At 73.7% G+C, this 16,405-nt stretch carries 18 protein-coding genes; 4 read left to right on the top strand and 14 right to left on the bottom strand.

All coding sequences use genetic code 11. The annotated features are described in order from the left end of the window. Positions 1-4: 4 nt before the first annotated feature. The 12 genes from DQE82_RS02950 to DQE82_RS03000 all read right to left on the bottom strand — a co-directional run bounded on the left by DQE82_RS02950 (position 5) and on the right by DQE82_RS03000 (position 11,708). Complete coding sequence (locus tag DQE82_RS02950) at positions 5-289, bottom strand: putative quinol monooxygenase (protein WP_013474158.1); 285 nt, start codon at positions 287-289, stop codon at positions 5-7. 27 nt (positions 290-316) lie between these two features. Continuing rightward, a complete protein-coding gene (locus DQE82_RS02955; RefSeq protein ID WP_113971943.1) occupies positions 317-1,075 on the bottom strand; it encodes a MerR family transcriptional regulator in 759 nt (252 codons plus the stop codon). Between the two features lie 110 nt (positions 1,076-1,185). Continuing rightward, positions 1,186-1,818 carry a hypothetical protein gene (locus DQE82_RS02960; RefSeq protein ID WP_043326326.1) on the bottom strand — a complete coding sequence of 211 codons (633 nt, stop codon included), beginning with the start codon at positions 1,816-1,818 and terminating at the stop codon, positions 1,186-1,188. A gap of 130 nt (positions 1,819-1,948) precedes the next feature. Further along, positions 1,949-4,228: a bifunctional diguanylate cyclase/phosphodiesterase gene (locus tag DQE82_RS02965; RefSeq protein ID WP_199495917.1), complete on the bottom strand. Its 2,280-nt coding sequence runs from the start codon at positions 4,226-4,228 to the stop codon at positions 1,949-1,951. A gap of 146 nt (positions 4,229-4,374) precedes the next feature. Then, positions 4,375-5,880, bottom strand: coding sequence for a hypothetical protein (locus tag DQE82_RS02970; protein ID WP_113971944.1), 1,506 nt, complete (start codon positions 5,878-5,880; stop codon positions 4,375-4,377). Continuing rightward, positions 5,877-6,947, bottom strand: a complete 1,071-nt coding sequence (locus DQE82_RS02975) for a hypothetical protein (RefSeq protein WP_043326330.1) — start codon at positions 6,945-6,947, stop codon at positions 5,877-5,879. Before DQE82_RS02975 ends, DQE82_RS02970 begins: the two co-directional genes overlap by 4 nt. Positions 6,948-7,019: 72 nt before the next feature. Further along, on the bottom strand, positions 7,020-7,196 hold the full coding sequence (locus DQE82_RS30625; protein WP_157539057.1) for a hypothetical protein: 177 nt from the start codon (positions 7,194-7,196) through the stop codon (positions 7,020-7,022). Between the two features lie 2 nt (positions 7,197-7,198). Beyond that, positions 7,199-7,432 (bottom strand): zinc-ribbon domain-containing protein, encoded by a 234-nt coding sequence (locus DQE82_RS02980; protein ID WP_073830721.1) that lies wholly within the window; start codon positions 7,430-7,432, stop codon positions 7,199-7,201. A 78-nt stretch (positions 7,433-7,510) separates the two neighbouring features. Continuing rightward, positions 7,511-8,338: an SRPBCC domain-containing protein gene (locus tag DQE82_RS02985; protein WP_113971945.1), complete on the bottom strand. Its 828-nt coding sequence runs from the start codon at positions 8,336-8,338 to the stop codon at positions 7,511-7,513. Further along, entirely contained in the window at positions 8,331-8,891 is a 561-nt protein-coding gene (locus DQE82_RS02990; RefSeq protein WP_113971946.1) for a helix-turn-helix domain-containing protein, read from the bottom strand. Before DQE82_RS02990 ends, DQE82_RS02985 begins: the two co-directional genes overlap by 8 nt. A gap of 91 nt (positions 8,892-8,982) precedes the next feature. Then, a complete protein-coding gene (locus tag DQE82_RS02995) occupies positions 8,983-10,326 on the bottom strand; it encodes a class I SAM-dependent methyltransferase (RefSeq protein ID WP_069087568.1) in 1,344 nt (447 codons plus the stop codon). Then, positions 10,323-11,708, bottom strand: coding sequence for an FAD-binding oxidoreductase (locus DQE82_RS03000; protein WP_069087569.1), 1,386 nt, complete (start codon positions 11,706-11,708; stop codon positions 10,323-10,325). The genes DQE82_RS02995 and DQE82_RS03000 overlap by 4 nt, the downstream gene beginning before the upstream one ends. Positions 11,709-11,799: 91 nt before the next feature. Between DQE82_RS03000 and DQE82_RS03005 the strand changes: the two genes are divergently transcribed. The 3 genes from DQE82_RS03005 to DQE82_RS03015 are packed head-to-tail and all read left to right on the top strand — an operon-like array spanning position 11,800 to position 13,370. Beyond that, positions 11,800-12,270 (top strand): aminoacyl-tRNA deacylase, encoded by a 471-nt coding sequence (locus tag DQE82_RS03005; protein ID WP_069087588.1) that lies wholly within the window; start codon positions 11,800-11,802, stop codon positions 12,268-12,270. 40 nt (positions 12,271-12,310) lie between these two features. Continuing rightward, entirely contained in the window at positions 12,311-12,595 is a 285-nt protein-coding gene (locus tag DQE82_RS03010) for a DUF427 domain-containing protein (RefSeq protein ID WP_043330617.1), read from the top strand. Between the two features lie 58 nt (positions 12,596-12,653). Next, on the top strand, positions 12,654-13,370 hold the full coding sequence (locus DQE82_RS03015; RefSeq protein ID WP_113971947.1) for an RICIN domain-containing protein: 717 nt from the start codon (positions 12,654-12,656) through the stop codon (positions 13,368-13,370). A gap of 15 nt (positions 13,371-13,385) precedes the next feature. On the opposite strand, the gene DQE82_RS03020 is transcribed toward DQE82_RS03015, so the two are convergent. Continuing rightward, positions 13,386-14,684, bottom strand: coding sequence for an MFS transporter (locus tag DQE82_RS03020; RefSeq protein WP_064446869.1), 1,299 nt, complete (start codon positions 14,682-14,684; stop codon positions 13,386-13,388). 71 nt (positions 14,685-14,755) lie between these two features. On the opposite strand from DQE82_RS03020, the gene DQE82_RS03025 reads away from it, so the two are divergent. Then, entirely contained in the window at positions 14,756-15,841 is a 1,086-nt protein-coding gene (locus tag DQE82_RS03025; RefSeq protein ID WP_199495919.1) for a GlxA family transcriptional regulator, read from the top strand. A gap of 38 nt (positions 15,842-15,879) precedes the next feature. Here the strand turns inward: DQE82_RS03025 and DQE82_RS03030 are convergent, their stop codons facing one another. Beyond that, complete coding sequence (locus tag DQE82_RS03030) at positions 15,880-16,356, bottom strand: hypothetical protein (RefSeq protein WP_199495959.1); 477 nt, start codon at positions 16,354-16,356, stop codon at positions 15,880-15,882. Positions 16,357-16,405 lie beyond the last annotated feature (49 nt).

Genomic DNA, 16,405 nt, shown 5'->3' on the forward strand with positions numbered 1-16,405 from the left:
GCGGTCAGGGGGCCTCGACGCCGGAGATGCGGAACTTGTGCACCTCGGCGCCGAGGATCTCCGTCACCTGCTCGGCCTCCGGGCCGGAACCCCGGAACGCCAGCAACTGCTCGTCGGACTCCCACCGCTCGTAGACGTTGATCCGGCCCGGCTCGACCAGGTCCGCGCTGACCGCGAAGTCCACGCAGCCGGGCGCGTCCCGGGCCGCGCGGACGGCAGCCTCGCAGGACGCCAGGTAGGCGTCCCGCCGGGCCGGATCGACGTAGAGGGTGCCGGCGACGATGAGCATGCCGGCCATCCTGCCACCCGCTCCCGGTCAGGACCGGGTGATCGCGTTGGCGTGGATCGCCTCGTTCAGGTACGCGGCCATCCCCGGCCGCAGCGCCTCGAAGTACGCGGTGAACCGCGGGTCCGCCACGTACATGTCGGCCAGACCAGTGTGGATCTCGTACGAGCAGTCGTACCACCACTTGGTGACGAGCTGCCGGTGCTCCTCGGCCAGCGCCATCGCCTCCGGGCCGTCAGCCGGCGCGCCCGAGTCCATCAGCGCGGCGAACCGCCGCCCCCACTCCTCGTTCTCCGCCTTGTTGCGCAGCCAGTCCTCCTTCGAGTAGCGGCCCGCGCGCTCCTGCGACTGCCGGTACGCCTCGGTGCCACCCCAGCGCTGCTCCGCCTCCTCGGCGTGCTCGTCCGGGTCGAAGTCCCCGAACACCTCGAACCGCTCCTCCGGCGTCAACTGGATCCCCAACGTCCTCGCCTCCATCGCGTGTTCGATCGCCGCGACCATCTCCTGGAGCTTCCCGATCCGCCCGGACAGCAGCTCGTGCTGCCGGCGCAGGTGCGCCACCGGGTCGGCGTCCGGATCGTCCAGGATCTCGGCGATCTCCTCCAGCGGGAACCCCAGCTCCCGGTAGTAGCGGATGAGCTGCAACCGGTCCAGGTCCGCCTCGTCGTAGCGGCGGTAGCCCGCCGACGTGCGCCCGCTGGGCCGCAGCAGCCCGATCTCGTCGTAGTGGTGCAGCGTCCGGACCGTCACCCGGGCCGCCCGCGCCACCTGCCCCACCGTGTACGCCATGGTTCCCTCCCTTCCGCGACCAAGGCTGCCGCCTTCCGCTGCGTGAGGGTCAAGCCGGAAAACACGACGACGCCCCCGACCAGGATCGGCCGGGGGCGTCGTCGGTGCGGTCAGTTGGTGACCTTCTCCTTCTCCGGGGCGGCGAAGGTCGCGGTCGGCGGGGTGCGGAAGGCGTGCACCAGGCCGGCGGCGGAGAGCAGCAGGAGCAGGCCCGCGCCGAGGTACACGGCCAGGGCGCCCTGCTCGGCCTTGCGGCCGAACTCGCTGAAGCCGTACGAGGTGAGCAGCAGGCCGCGCAGCGTCTCACCCTTGAACACGGTCTCCCGCTGGGCGGTCACCTCGGCGAGCTGCTTCTGCAGGTCGGCCAGGTTCGCGGCGTTGCTCTGCTCGGCCTGGGCCACCTGCTCACGAAGCGCGCTCTGCGGCTCGCCCAGGTCGGCGTAGGTCTTGCCGCCGGCCATGTTCTTCAGGTGCAGGCCGATGTACTCGTTGGCGTAGCACTCCGCCTGCTTGCCGGTGGTCATCTTCTGGCCGGCGTACTCGCGCAGGCAGTCCGACTTCTTCTCCTCGTCGGAGAGCTTGTCCGCCGGGGTGAAGGTGATGTTCTGCTCGCCGAGCTGGCTGCGTACGTAGTCGTTGGCGAAGTTGGCGTTCGTCGTCAGGACGACGCCGACGACGAGCAGCAGGACCGCCAGGCCCAGCCCACCGATGCTGAACAGCAGGTCGAGAGTCCGTCGCTTCATATCAAGCTCCCGTGTGGAGGGTGTGTTCGTCTTGTTGACGAGAACCATCATGGCGGTGCCGGACCGCCCGTGAGCAGGGTCGAACCCCCTGTCCCGTCCGGGACCTTCGGCCCCCGTGGACCCGGGCCGGTCAGCGGTCCGCGCCCGCCCCGGACAACGCGGGAAGCAGATCGGTCAGGGCGGCCGGGCGGCCGTACCGCCAGCCCTGGCCCTGCCGGCAGCCGATCGCGGTGACCGCCGCGTGCTGCGCGACCGTCTCCACCCCCTCGGCCACCACGGCCAGGTCGAACGCGCCGGCCAGCCGGTTCACCATCTCGACTGTGGCGTACGCGCGGCTGTCCCCGGCGTCCAGCCGGGACACGAACGACCTGTCGATCTTCAGCTCGGTGGCCGGGATGCGGTGCAGATAGCTCAGCGAGGAGTACCCGGTGCCGAAGTCGTCGATGGCGATACGGATGCCGAGGTCACGCAGCTGGGACAGCCGGTCCAGCACCGCCTCGCTGCCCTCGATCAGCGCGGACTCGGTGAGTTCCAGGGTGAGCGCGCGGGGCGGCAGGCCGGCCGCGGCGACCGCGCCGGTGACGGTGGCGATCAGGTCGGGCCGGCACAGGTGGGCGGCGGCGATGTTGACCGCGACCGTCACCTCCGGCGCGTGCGCTCGCCAGGTCGCGGCGGCCCGGCACGCCTCGTGGATGACCCACCTGTCGATCGCCACGATCAGCCCGGTCTCCTCCGCCAGCGGCAGGAACCGGGCCGGGGTGAGCACGCCGAGGCGGGGATGCCGCCAGCGCACCAGCGCCTCGGCGCTGCGTACCGCGCCGGTGTCGAGGTCGACGATCGGCTGGAACTCCATCAGCAACTGGCCCTCGTCCACCGCCCGGCGCAGGTCGGCGATCAGCTCGGCGCGGCTGACCGCCGACTCGCGCAGTTGCGGCGTGCACGTGCGGTACGCGGCCTTGCCGGCCGCCTTCGCCGCGTACATGGCGATGTCGGCGTCGCGGAGCAGGTCGGTGTGCGAGGCGTGCTGCGGCCCGTACTCGGCGATGCCGATGCTCGCCGACGGGTGCACTCCCAGGTCCTCCTCGCCGGGCAGCGGCTCCAGCGCGGCCAGCAGCCGGATCGCGAGCCGCTCGGGCGGCACCGCGCGGTCCCCGGCGACCAGCACCGCGAACTCGTCGCCGCCCAGCCGCGCGATCATCCCGTCCGGGCCGACCGCGTCCCGCATGCGCTCCGCCGTGGCGGTGAGCAGCCGGTCCCCGGCGGCGTGCCCGAACCTGTCGTTCACCTGCTTGAAGCCGTCCAGGTCGAGCAGCACCACGGCGACCGGCCCGCCGATGCGCAACGCCCGCCGCAGCCGCCGGACGAACGTCAGCCGGTTCGGCAGGCCGGTGAGCTGGTCGGAGTACGCGAGCCGACGCAGCCGGCCGACCAGCCGCAGGTTCTCGTTCGCGGCCAGCCCCTGACGCAGCGCCAGTACGCCGAGCAGGGCCATCATGCCGACGAAGACCACGTGCGGGGTCTGCCCGCTGGGCCGCCGCGACAGCATGACCGCGACGATCGCGCCGCCCACCGGCAGGTACGGCAGCGCCACCCGCCACCACGGCGGCAGCGGTGACTCGACCACGTCGTCGTCGCCGTCCTCGTCGACCGGCGGCGGATAGCGGGTGGCCAGGCCGACCAGCAGGTAGCTCAGCGGCCAGCAGATGTCGACCGGGTGACCGGGCGTGTAGTTGCCGTGCGCGACCAGGGAGACGTAGACGGCGTCCGCGCCGGCCCGGATCGCCAGGCCCGCCCCGATCACGGTGAGCGCCCGCCACATCGGCCGGCCCGGACCGGCGACCGCCACCAGGATGGTGAGCTGCATCAGGTCGAACGTCGGGTAGAGCAGGCCGAACGTACGCATCGGATCGGCCAGGCCGGCCTCGGTGATCTCCTGGAACACCACCACCCAGCCGATCGGGAGGAGGGCCAGCCCGACGATGACCCCGTCGAGCAGGGTGCGTGCCCGGCCGATCAGGCTGCGCGGGCCGGCGCGGAAACTGAGCAGGGCGGCGGTGCCGGTGACGATGCCGCCGGCGAACAGTCCGGCGACCAGCGGCGTGTGCGGCAGCCCGAGCCCGCCGAGACGTTCGACCGTCCACACCGTACGGCCGAGCGCGGCGAGGACCATGGTGACCGCGAGCAGCTCCCAGAACCGGCGTAGCGCGACCGGGTGGCGCCGCGCCGCGCCGACGCAGAGCACCGCCGCGAGGCTCGACACCGCCACCGCGCCGAGGTCGCTGACCAGCGCCGCGCCGGGCAGCCGGGCGACCAGCCAGGCCGTCTCCCCGAGTACGACGACGGCGGCCGCGACAAGTCCGACACGGCCGGCGAGCGGATGACGGGCCGGCGCAGCGGCGGCGAGGCTCACGTCGAGCTGGGGTACAACGATGCGCTCCGGCTCTCTTCCAGACGTGCACCCTCGACGCCGAGGGCAGGACGACGGACGGCGCAAGCCTAGTCAGCGCCGGGGGCCGCCGCCAGAGTCGACGGCTGTCGGTCAGCGGACCGTGACGGTCAGGACCAGTCCTCCGCCGGGGCCGGGTCCGGCGGTGCGGCGGCCGTGCCGGGCGGGCCGCCGTGCGTCCACGGCGTCTCCTCCGGCGCCGGGAACGCGCCACCCGGCAGGAAACCGTCGGAGAGGCTGGTCAGGCAGATCCGCTCGCCCACCTCCGGGACGCTGCCGGGCGGCGCGGTCAGCCCCCGGCCCATCCCGCCGGACAGTTCCAGCACCACCTCGGTCTTGCCGTCCGCGCCGGGCGTCACGAACACCACAGTCGCCTTCTGCGCCGGGCGCTGCGGCGAGTACAGCCTCGCGCCCACCGGCATCGGCACCGGCTCGGTGGTGACCACCTGGATGCGCGGGCGCAGCACCGGCCGTTTGCCGGAGTCGTCCACCCGCGCCGGGTCGGCGAGCGTCACCTCGCCGACGAACGCCTCACCGGACAGCCGGTGCTCGGCCATCACCAGCGGATCGTCGTAGGCGCGCTGCACCGCCCACGCGGTCGACGCCCGTTCCAGCCGCTGCAACCGCAGCGCCGCCGCCACCGCGCCGTCGCGCCGCGGCTGCGGGCCGCCCCCGGCGTCGACGTGCTCGGCGTGCGCGGTGAACGCGTCCCGGTCACCGGCCCACCGGCCGGCCACCCGAGCACCGGCCGGCAGCGTCCGCAGCAGGCCGACGCCGCGCCACATCAGCTCCCAGGTGGGCGCGAGCTGGTCGCGCAGCAGGCCGGCGAGCTCGTCGTACGCGGCCGCGCGGGCCGCCGGGTCGTCCTCGGCCCGGGTGTACGCCTCGATCGCCGGGGCGAGCCGACGGTTGTCGAAGTCCGGGTCGGTGGCCGGCCCGGCCGGCGGGCAGTGTGCCGGGTCCTCGGCGCGGGCCGCCGCCTCGGCCCCGGTCAGCCCGGCCGGCGGGTCCAGCCAGCCCAGCACCGCCGGCAGGTGCAGGTCCTCCACCACGCTCTGCCCGGTCGCCCAGTGCAGCGTCAGCGCCTCGGTCAACGCCAGCAGCGCCGACGAGCCGGGCTGCTCGGCACGCTCGGCGAAGAACGTCAGCCAGCGGCCCAGCAGCGGCACCGACTGGTGCACCGGATAGTCACCGTCGGTACGGCGGAACCGGGTCGAGCGCCCGAACAGCCGCAGGAACGTGATCCCGGCCGGGTTCGGCACCAGCAGTTGCGGCGCGTCGACGTACCGGTGGCGGACGTCGCGGCCCCGGTCCACCGGCACCGCCTCGGTCAGGTCACGGAACTCGTCCAGGTACGGCAGCACGATCGCGGCCAGCTCGGCGGCGAACGCGAACCGCTGGTCCCGGTTGCGCGGCTGCGGCACCACCAGCAGCCGGGCCTCGTCGGGCGCGGCGCCGACCATCGCGGCGAGCGGGGCGTTCGCCTCACCGGCGAGCGCGAGCGGCACCAGCACCAACGGCCGCTCCGACAGGTGCAGGTGCCGGACGGTGGCCACCGGCTGGGCCCGCCCGGAGACGACCGCCTGCGCCCGGGCGAGCGCGCGCAGCGTACTCATGCGGTCTGCCCGGCGAGGGCGTCGGCGCGCAGGCGCGCGGCGGCCCGCAGCAGCGCGGCGGCCTCCGCCTGCCCCGGCTCGGGCGCGGCCGAGCCCTCGGCGAGCGCCAGCACGTCCGCCACCTCCTCGACGCCGCCCAGCGCCTCGCGGACCGGCCGGCCCAGCGCGCCGGTCTGCCCGCGCGCCTCGTGCCGGCAGAAGTACGCCAGCTCGCAGGCGGCCAGGCAATCAGGCGCGTAGCGGGCCGGCACCTCGTGCAGCGCGGCGGCGAGCGTCGCCGGATCGGCCGCCGGGTCGACCGTGAACCCGGCCGGTACGGCGGCGAGCAGGTCCTCGACCCGGGCCATCCGGGCCAGCTGGCGGCGCAGCACCAGCAGCTGGCGGCGCACGTCGAGCAGGCTGGCCACCGGCTGGTTGGCGAAGTCGCGCGGGCAGACCAGCACCACCTCGTGCGACACCAGCTCCGGGTCGTGTCCCTCGGCGGCGAGCAGCTCGCGCAACGCCAGCACGTAGACGGCGGACTGGATCGCGGCGGCGGCGACCTTGCCCGGGTCGGCCTGCCCGTCGATCACCGGGAACGACTTGATCTCCACGACGTGGAACCGGCCCGCCAGCCGGGCGGCGACCAGATCCGGTTCCAGGTGCACCCGGGTACCCGCCACGTCCAGGCCGAGCAGCGGGTGGTCGAACAGCGCCGGGCCGTCGCCGCTCGCGGTGAGCGCCGCCCGGGACCGTTCCGGCCGGTCGTCGTCGGCGCCGAGGTCGGTCCAGGTCGCGCCTTCCGGGACGGGTACGCCGAGCCGCTCCGCGACCAGGCGCAGTAGTTCCTTCCCGCCGTCGGCCTTCACCTGCGCCTCGAATGCGTTGCCGCGGGTGATCGCGAAGCGGGACTGACCGAAGCGGGCCGGGAAGCCGAGTCGCTCGGCCAGCGCCGGCTTGTCCGCGCCCGCGCTGTCCAGCACGGCGCGGCGGGTGCAGCCGGGGTTGCCGGTCAGCGCGGCGATGGTACGGGCGTTGTGCCGCCGGGGCGGCCCACCACCCCTGATCCGTGCCAGCCGATCTTCCACCCGATGAAGTGTAAGGAAGGGCCCCCTGTTAACGCCTCCGGTAGAGGAAGGGCCCCTTATTAACACGGTGCGTCAGCGGTCGGCGGAACGGTTCCAGGGCGAGCGGGGCGACTGCGCGCCCGCGACCCGGCGACGCCGGCGGTGGTGCCGGCGCCCGGGCGTGCAGGGTGGACGGGCGGCGGTGTGCACCGGCGGGGCGGCCGGAGCGGCCGGCTGCCGGCCGATCAGCCAGTAGAGGAAGCGGGTCACGGTCAGCCGACCGGGAGGCGCTGGGCCTCGGCGCGGGAGATGTCGTACTCGGCGCCGCAGAACGTGCACTGCTGCGCGTACCGGGTGCGCAGCGGGATCAGCGGGACGAAGAAGAGGCTGAACTTGGTGACCCGGCGGGTGATCACCTGGGCGGCCTGGTTGCCGCAGTTGCGGCAGACCTCGGTGACGACGCCGGACCGGACGACCTTGGTCCGCAGCCCGAAGATGAAGAACATCGCCCGGCATTACCCACCCGGGCGCCGTGTTAAAAGGGGCCCCCTCCTCTACCGGAGGCGTTAAGAGGGGGCCCTTCCTTACAGCCAGATCGGCTTCCAGTTGGGCACCTCGTGGAAGCGCCGCAGCTCGGCCCACCCGGCCACGTTGCCGCTCCACGCCGCGTACGGCGGGTTGCCCTCGTCGAAGCCGGACTGCACGAACGTCAGCTTCGTCCGGCCGTCGGACTCCGCCAGTTCCCAGGACGTCACGCCGACGGGCCCCCAGTCGATGGACAGCGCCCGCCCCGGCGTCACGTCGAACACCTTCGCGGCCTCACCGGCGTCGAGGCCGCCCATCGCGTACCGGCCGCCCTCCCAGGGCTCGACGCCGATGGGATAGCCGAACCAGGCGGTGACCTGCTCCGAGTCGGTGAGCGACGTCCACACCTTGTCCATCGGGGCGTCGATGACCACCTCGCCGCTCAGGTCGGCGGAGGTGAAGTCGGTACGCGGCAGCAGCGGCCGGCCGTCCAGGTGGTCGTTGAGGTGGGCGATCGCCAGGTACCAGTACGTCTGGAGCACGCCCCGGATGCTGCTGCCGCTCATCGCCTCCGCGTAGTCGAAGTGGCTCTGCCGCAGCGTGAGTATCGTGCCGTCGCCGTCGGGCTCCAGTTCGAACTCGGTGGTGGTCTCCACCCCGTCGAGCGTCCACGCGAAGCGCAGCGTCCGGTCGTCGACGTGCAGCAGCCGCTGGTGTGGCGCGTCGCCCTCGGGCGTGTAGCGGCCCCAGAACTCGTACCGCCGGGGCAGCTCGACCTCGGCGTGCTCGGCCAGCCAGACGCGCAGCTCGGCGGGGTCGGTCAGGGCCCGGCGGACGGTGGCCACGGGTGCGGCGAGGCGGGCGCGGATGGTCATCGGCTCAGTCATGCGTGTCGCCTTTCGGGTAGCAGGCCACGGCGAGTTTGAAGGCGTCGCCCTCGGCGCCGCCGTAGCGCGTGAACAGGTCCTGCAGCGTCGTCTGCAGGTCGTGCAGGAACTCCTGCCGCCGCTCGGCGGGCACCCGGATCTCGCCGGAGACGCCGATGGACGGCAGTTCGGGGGCGGCGCGGTCGAGCGCGGCGATGTCGGCCTGGACCTCTTCCATGAGGTCGAGCAGGTAGCCCAGGCTCAGCTCGTCGCGGGCGCGGCGGGCGCCGCCGATGCGGCCGACCAGGCGGGGCGAGAGCCAGTACGACCGGGCGGCGGCCTGGTAGATGCCCTCGGTGATGCCGCGCACCTGGCGCTGCGCCACCTGCTCGGCCAGCCCGGCCGCGACGAGCTGCTTGACGTGGTAGTAGACGCGCTGCGGCGTCTGTTCCAGCCGGGCCGCGACCTCGGTGCAGGTGCGGGGTTCGGCCAGTTGCCGCAGCACCTCGATGCGCTGCGGCTTGAGCAGGGCTTCGGCCTGCTCGCGCTGTTCCAGGTACAGGACGTCTCTCATGGCAAAATCAGTTTGTACGTACAAAACTTCTTTGTCAATGACTTCGACGAGAGGCCGCGCGGTCCGCGCGGCCTCTCGTCGGTACGACCGGTCAGGGCGTCCAGTCCGGACGCAGCGGGTACCCGTTCACCCCTTCCGGGCCGTTGTGCGTGGCGAGCACGTGGTGCAGCTGGATGCCGTTGCGCTCGAACGCCAGCCGGGAGCCGGCCATGTAGAGGCCCCACACCTTGGCGGTGCCCGGCCCGACCTCGCCGACGCAGAAGTCCCAGTGCTCGACCAGGTTGCGGCACCAGCCGGCGAGCGTCAGCGCGTAGTGCTGGCGCAGGTTCTCCTCGTGGTGCACCTCGAACCCGGCGTCGTGGATCTCGCTGATCAGACGGCCCGGACCGGCCAGCTCGCCGTCCGGGAAGACGTACCTGTCGATGAACGCGCCGGAGCGGTGCGGCGCCCGGTTGTCGGCCCGGGTGATGCAGTGGTTGAGCAGCCGCCCGCCGGGCTTGAGCCGGGAGCGCAGCGCGCCGAAGTAGGCCGGGTAGTTGCGCACGCCGATGTGCTCGGTCAGCCCGATCGAGGAGATCGCGTCGAACTGCTCGTGCGGCGCGTCCCGGTAGTCGAGGTGGCGCACCTCCGCCAGCTCGCTCAGCCCCTCCCGCTCGATCGCGGCCCGTGCCCACTCGGCCTGCGCGCGGGACAGGGTGACGCCGAGCGCCTTGACGCCGTACTCCCGGGCCGCGTGCCGGACCATGCCGCCCCAGCCGCAGCCGACGTCCAGCAGCCGCATTCCCGGCTTGAGCGCCAGCTTGCCGGCGACCAGGTCGTACTTGGCCCGCTGCGCCTCTTCGAGGGTGTCGCCGGGGCTGCGGAAGACCGCGCAGGTGTACGTCATGGACGGCCCGAGCACCTTCTCGTAGAAGGCGTTCGACACGTCGTAGTGGTGCGAGATCGCGCTGCTGTCCCGGGTACGCGAGTGACGCAGCCCGGTCATCAGCCGCCGCCAGCGCGGGGCCGCCTCCTGCGGCGGGGGCGGCGGCGGACGCAGCCGTTCCCAGCCCAGCCCGCGGACCAGCGCGAGCGCCTCGCTCATCGCCGGGATCCGCAACGGCACCTCGTCCTTGATGACCCGCAGCGCCTCGTACGGGTCGCCCGGGTGCACACCCTCCAGCCCGAGGTCGCCGCTGACGTAGGCCCGGGCCATGCCCAGGTCGCCGGGCGCGGTGAGCAGGTAGGACAGGCCGCGCTCGGTGTGGATCGCCAGGGTGATGCCGGCGTCGGCCGGGCCCACCGCGCTGCCGTCGTAGCCGGTCACCCGGACGGGCAGGTCGCCGGTGGTGACCGCGCGGACCACGTCCGCGACTGTGGGTCCGGTACGCCGGCCGCCCGCCGGCGGGCCGGCCGGGGCGCTCGCCGCCCCCGGTGTTCGGTCGGTCAGACTCATGCTCGGGTTACCGCCTTCTCGTACAGTCCGGTGAGTCGGTGGTCCGGGTCGTAGCGGTCCTTCACGGCGCGCCAGGTCTCCCCGCCGTAGAGCCGGTCGAACTCGCCCCGGTCGTAGTACGCGTCGGAGTAGAGCGACTTGTGACCGCCCACCTCCGACACCATGCGCTCGATCTGGCGGTTGACGTCCCCGTCGGCGGCGCCCGCCGCGATGGGCACGCTTCCCCAGAAGCCGATGTTCACATACGTTTCGCCCGGTCGGAGCGGATATAGCGGCCACGCCTTCGCCGACCCGGGGCCGGCGGGCTCGCGCAGCCGCAGCGGGCACAGCCACACCGGCGTCATGCCCACGTTCGCCGCGAACCAGCGCAGGAACTCGGGCGTGCGGTCCAGCGGGACCTCCACGTCCTGCACCACCCGTTCGCGGGCCGGGCGGCCCCGCCACCTGTCGACGCGCGCGGCCACCTGGTGCCGGTGCTCCAGCCGCACGATCCGGTGGTAGACGTCGCTGCGCCGGTAGCGCCGCGGCCACAGCCGCCGCACCACCGGGTGCTGCACCCCGAACGCCGCCGAACACCAGAACCAGTCGGTGTCCCAGCGCCAGAGATAGTCGTACGCGGTGAGCGTGTCCCGGGTGCGCCGGCGCAACGAGCGGTAGTAGATCTCCTGGCCGGTGTAGTCGGACGGACCGTCCTCGGCCTCGTCGGTGAACGTGCCGAGCACGAGGTACGCCTCGCCGGGGCTGAACATCACCCCGTCCATGGCGTCGACCGGCTCGCCGCCCCAGGCGCCCTTGGCCACCACCTCGCCGACCGCGTCGACCAGTTCCTCCAGCCGGGTGAACCGGATGTTGCGCAGCGCCATGTGACGGCGTACCGGTTGCAGCTCGATGCGCAGCCGGGTGGCGTAGCCGAGGCTGCCCAGCGAGTTGGGGAAGGCCCGGTGCAGCTCGGCATGCTCGCCCCGGGGCCGGGTGGTGACGATCTCTCCCGAGCCGGTGAGCACGTCCATCTCCAGCACCGACTCGTGCGGCAGGCCGTTGCGGAAGGAGGTGGACTCGATGCCCAGCCCGGTCACCGCGCCGCCCAGCGTGATCGTGCGCAACTGCGGCACGACAAGCGGCATCAGGCCGTGCGGCAGCGTCGCGTCGACCAGATCCTCGTAGGTGCACATGCCCTGCACGTCGGCGGTGCGGGCCGCCGGGTCGACGGCGAGCACCCCGGTCAGGCCGCTCACGTCCAGACCCGGCGTACGTGGAGCGGAACGTGGCCGGAAGAGGTTCGAGGTCTGCTTGGCCAGCCGTACGGGTTCCCCGGCGGGCACCGCGGCGTAGGAGCGCCGCAGCGTGTCCACCGCCCGTTCATGATCACGGACAGCGTGCATGAGATCACCTTACGCGCGGGTACGACAATTCGGGGGACGTCCACGATGGCCTCGCCGACTCACGGTCGGCGCGCGCGTTACCGTGACCGCCATGGCGAATCCCGCGCTGACCGCTCTCGACCACACCGGCCTGCCGTACCGGGTCATCCGGCACGGCCCGGTGGCGAGCCTCGCCGAGGCGGCCGCGGCGCGCGGCGTCGAGGTGCCGGACGTGGTCAAGACGATCGTGGTCCGCCGCGGCGAGGGCGACCTGCTGTTCGTGCTGACCCCCGGCGGCCGGGTGATCTCCTGGCCGAAGCTGCGCGCCCTGCTCGGTGTCAGCCGGCTGTCGATGCCGGACGCCGAGGCGGCGAAGGCCGCCACCGGGTACGCGCGCGGCACCATCACGCCGTTCGGCTCCACCACCGCCTGGCCGGTGGTCGCCGACGAGCGGCTGCGCGGCCGGGAGATCACGCTCGGCGCGGGCGAGCACGGCCTCGCCGTCGCCGTCGACGCGGACACCGCGCTGGCCGCGCTCGGCGCGACTGTGGCCGACGTGACAGACGAGGAGCCGACGCGCTGAGCGGTGGCCGGTGGAGGGCCGGCGGCATAGCGTGGAGGACATGCCGAAAGCCGTCTGGAACGACCTCGTCGTTGCCGAGAGCGACGACACGGTGCTGGTCGAGGGCAACCACTACTTCCCCCGTACGGCCCTGCGCGAGGACCTGATCCGCCCTTCCGACACCCACACGGTCTGCCCGTGGAAGGGCACCGCCTCCTACTACACGCTCGAACACGGCGGCGTGACCAGCCCGGACGCCGTCTGGTACTACAGCGACCCGAAGCCGGAGGCGGAGATGGTCCGCGACCGGGTGGCGTTCTGGAAGGACGTCCGGGTCGTCGACTGAGTCACCGTACCGCCGGGGTGACTGGCACCCGGCGGCCCCGGTGGGTCACCATGCTCCCATGGCCGACCCGCACTCCGACCCGTCCGGCACCGTCTACGGGGCCCGCCGCGCCCGTGGCGCCCGTGGTCTCCGGCTGCCGCAGGACCCGCTGATGCGGATCGCGCTGGGCGTCGGCGTGACCGGCGTACTCCTCGGGGCCTTCTTCGCCACCGGCGTGCTCGGCGGTGGCGACGAGCGGCCGGTGGTGCCGGCGGCGGCAGTGCCGACCGCGACGGCGAGCGAGCCGAGCGCGGAACCGTCGGCGGAGCCCACGCCGTCGCCCTCGCCGAGCGCGGCGCCGACCACCCCGGCCGCGCCGGTGGCCACGCCGAAGGTGCTCCGGGGCGTGCCGTCCGGGCGCTGCCTCGGCGTGACCGGCGACGAGGCCGAGGGCGCGCAGGCCGCGCTCGCCGACTGCACCGGCGGGCCCGAGCAGCAGTGGGTGGTCACGCCGGTCACGAACGACACCTACCTGCTGGTCAACGCCGCGAGCAGCAAGTGCCTGGACGTCAACGAGGCGAAGACCGACGACGGCACGGACGTGCAGCAGTGGTCCTGCAACGGGCAGGCCAACCAGCAGTGGCGGTTCCAGCAGGCCGGCGACGGCGTGGCGCTGCTGGTCGCCGTGCACAGCGGCAAGTGCGCGCAGGTCGACGACGCGGGCACCGAGCCCGGCCGTGAGCTGGAGCAGGCGCCGTGCAGCGGCGCTCCGGAGCAGCAGTGGGCGGTCGGCTGACCGGCAGCGCGGACGTCAACCCCGATAGCTCCAGGCCCGCCGGCCCGCGACCACCGGGAGCGCGAACGCCGGTTCGTCGGCGGGACGGCGGCGCAGCAGCAGCGACAGCCCGGCCGCGCCGACCGACAGCGCGCCCGCCACGTACCAGGCCATCGCGTAGTCGCCGAGCCGGTCCCGGACCAGGCCCGCGCCGGTGGCCGCGAGCGCGGCCCCGAACTGGTGCGCGGCGAACACCCAGCCGAACACCACCGCCCCGGACGCGCCGAACCACTCCCGGCACAGCGCCACGGTGGGCGGCACCGTCGCCACCCAGTCCAGCCCGTAGAAGACGATGAAGACCAGCATGCTCGGCCGGGCCGACCCGGCGAACAGGCTCGGCAGCACCAGCAGCGACGCCCCGCGCAACGCGTAGTAGGCGCCGAGCAGCAGCCGCGCGTCGACCCGGTCGGTGAGCCAGCCGGAGGCGATCGAACCGGCGATGTCGAAGAGCCCGACCAGGGCGAGCAGCCCGGCCGCTGTGGTCTCCGGCATGCCGTGGTCGTGCGCGGCCGGCACGAAGTGCGTACCCACCAGGCCGTTCGTGGTCGCGCCGCAGATCGCGAAACCAGCGGCGAGCAGCCAGAACGGCCGCGTCCGCGCGGCGGCGGCGAGCGCGCCGACCGCCCGGGCCGCCGCGCCGCCCTCCGGCCGGGCCGGCGGCACGACCTCCGTCGCGCCGTAGGCGGGCCGCCCCAGATCCGCCGGGTGCTCGCGCAACAACCACACCACAAGGGGTACGACCGCCAGCGCGGCCCCGGCCACGACGAGTGCCGCCGTGCGCCAGCCGTGGTCGCGCACCAGCACCGCCAGCAGCGGGAGGAAGACCAGCTGCCCGGCCGCCCCACCCGCGGTGAGCACACCCGTCACCAGGCCCCGGCGCTTGACGAACCAGCGCCCGGTCACCGTCGCCACGAACGCCAGGGCCATCGAGCCGGTGCCCAGCCCGACGAGGACGCCCCAGCACAGAATGAGCTGCCAGCTCTCGGTCATCGCCACGGTCAGGCCACTTCCGGCGGCCACCAGCACCAGCGCGCCGGCCACCACCCGGCGGATGCCGAACCGGTCCATCAGCGCGGCGGCGAACGGCGCGGTGAGCCCGTACAGCAGCAGGTTGACCGAGACGGCGGCGGAGATGGTCGCCAGCGGCCAGCCGAACTCGGCGTGCAGCGGGTGCAGCAGCACGCCCGGGGTGGCTCGGAAACCGGCCGCGCCGACGAGCGCGACGAAGGCGACGGCGGCGACGAGCCAGGCCGGGTGCAGGCGGGATCGGTTCACCAGCCGAGTCTCGGACCGGGGTGGCCTCGCCGACGAGTGGCCGGAAAGCCATCGTGCGCAATAATCGGGCCATGTCCGTACCGCACCGGGTCGCCGTCCTCGCCCTCGACGGCGTGGTGGCACTCGACCTCGGCACCCCCGCCCAGGTCTTCGGCGCCGCCCGCACCGACGGCGGCGTCCCCCTGTACCTCGTCGCCACGTGCACCCCCGGCGGGCAGCCGGTACGCAGCAGCGCCGGCTTCCAGGTGCTCCCCGACCACGGCCTGGAACTCCTCGACACCGCCGACACCGTGATCGTCCCCGGCATCCACGCCGGCGCGCCACTGCTCGACGGCACGGTGGCCGCCGAGGCGGCCGACGCGCTGCGCGCCGCGTACACCCGGGGAGCGCGCGTCATGTCCATCTGCACCGGCGCGTTCGTGCTGGCCGCCGCCGGTCTGCTCGACGGCCGCCCGGCCACCACCCACTGGGCGTACGCCCCACGCTTCCGTCGCCTGCACCCCGGCGTACGCCTCGACCCCGACGTGCTCTTCGTCGACGACGGGCGCGTGCTCACCTCGGCCGGGGTGGCCGCCGGCATCGACCTGTGCCTGCACGTCGTCCGCACCGACCACGGCAGCGCGGCGGCCAACCGGGCGGCCCGGCGCTGCGTGGTGCCGCCGTGGCGGGACGGCGGGCAGGCCCAGTACATCGAACGGCCGGTGCCCCGGGGCACCGACCACGGCACCGCCGCCACCCGCGAGTGGGCCCGGCAGCGCCTGCACGAGCCGGTGGCGTTGCGCGAGATGGCCGCGCACGCACGGATGAGCGTCCGCACGTTCACCCGGCACTTCCGCTCCGAGACCGGGCTCAGCCCGGCGCAGTGGCTGCTCCAGCAGCGCACCGAGCACGCCCGGGTGCTGCTGGAGACCACCGACCTGAGCGTCGACCGCATCGCCCAGGACGCTGGTTTCGGCACCACAGCCGCGCTCCGCCAGCACTTCCACGCCCGGGTCGGCGTGGCCCCCACCGCCTACCGCCGCACGTTCCGCCACCCTTCCCCCGCGGCGTCCCCCGCGACGTCCCCGCGTTCCCCGCGCCCCGCTCCCGTCGATCTTGGAGTTGTGGCGCCTGGAAGGCCGGACGTGCCGGAGTTGTCCACCGCCACAACTCCATGATCAGCGGCGGGGCGGATCGGCGGCGGGCGGTCCCGCGGTCAGGCGAGGTGGGGCTGGCGGCGCAGGGCGCGGAGCTGGGTCAGGTGCAGCGGCAGGTGCACGCGGATGTGCAGGTCCAGCGCCCTGCCCCAGGGCAGCGAGTCGTCCACGTCCAGGTCGAAGCCCTCGCGTAGCACCGTGTCCACAGGTGTCTCCGCCGCCGGGCCGAGCCGGTCGGCCAGCGCGCACAGCTTCTGGCTGGTGGCCCGGAACAGCACCGCCAGGCCGTCCAGCCCGCCGCACTCGGACACCAGCGCGTCCAACTGCGGCCGGTGAATGGTGTCCAGGTCGTAGTAGGCGAACGGCGAACCGGCCAGCACCGCCTCGGTCGCCTCGCTCATCAGCTCGTCGTTGGCGGCGAGGTGCGCGACGATTTGCTCAGCGCTGAGTTGCCCCTCCGGCGGCGGCCCGAACCCGCCCGCGTCGATCTCCGCGAACAGTTCGTCGTACGCCTGCCGCAGTGCCGCGACGTCCACCTCGTCCATGTCCCGCATCCAACCCCCGCCGCTGCCGCGCCCACCCCGG

This window comes from Micromonospora sp. LHW51205 (assembly GCF_003315815.1).
GTDB lineage: Bacteria > Actinomycetota > Actinomycetes > Mycobacteriales > Micromonosporaceae > Micromonospora > Micromonospora chalcea.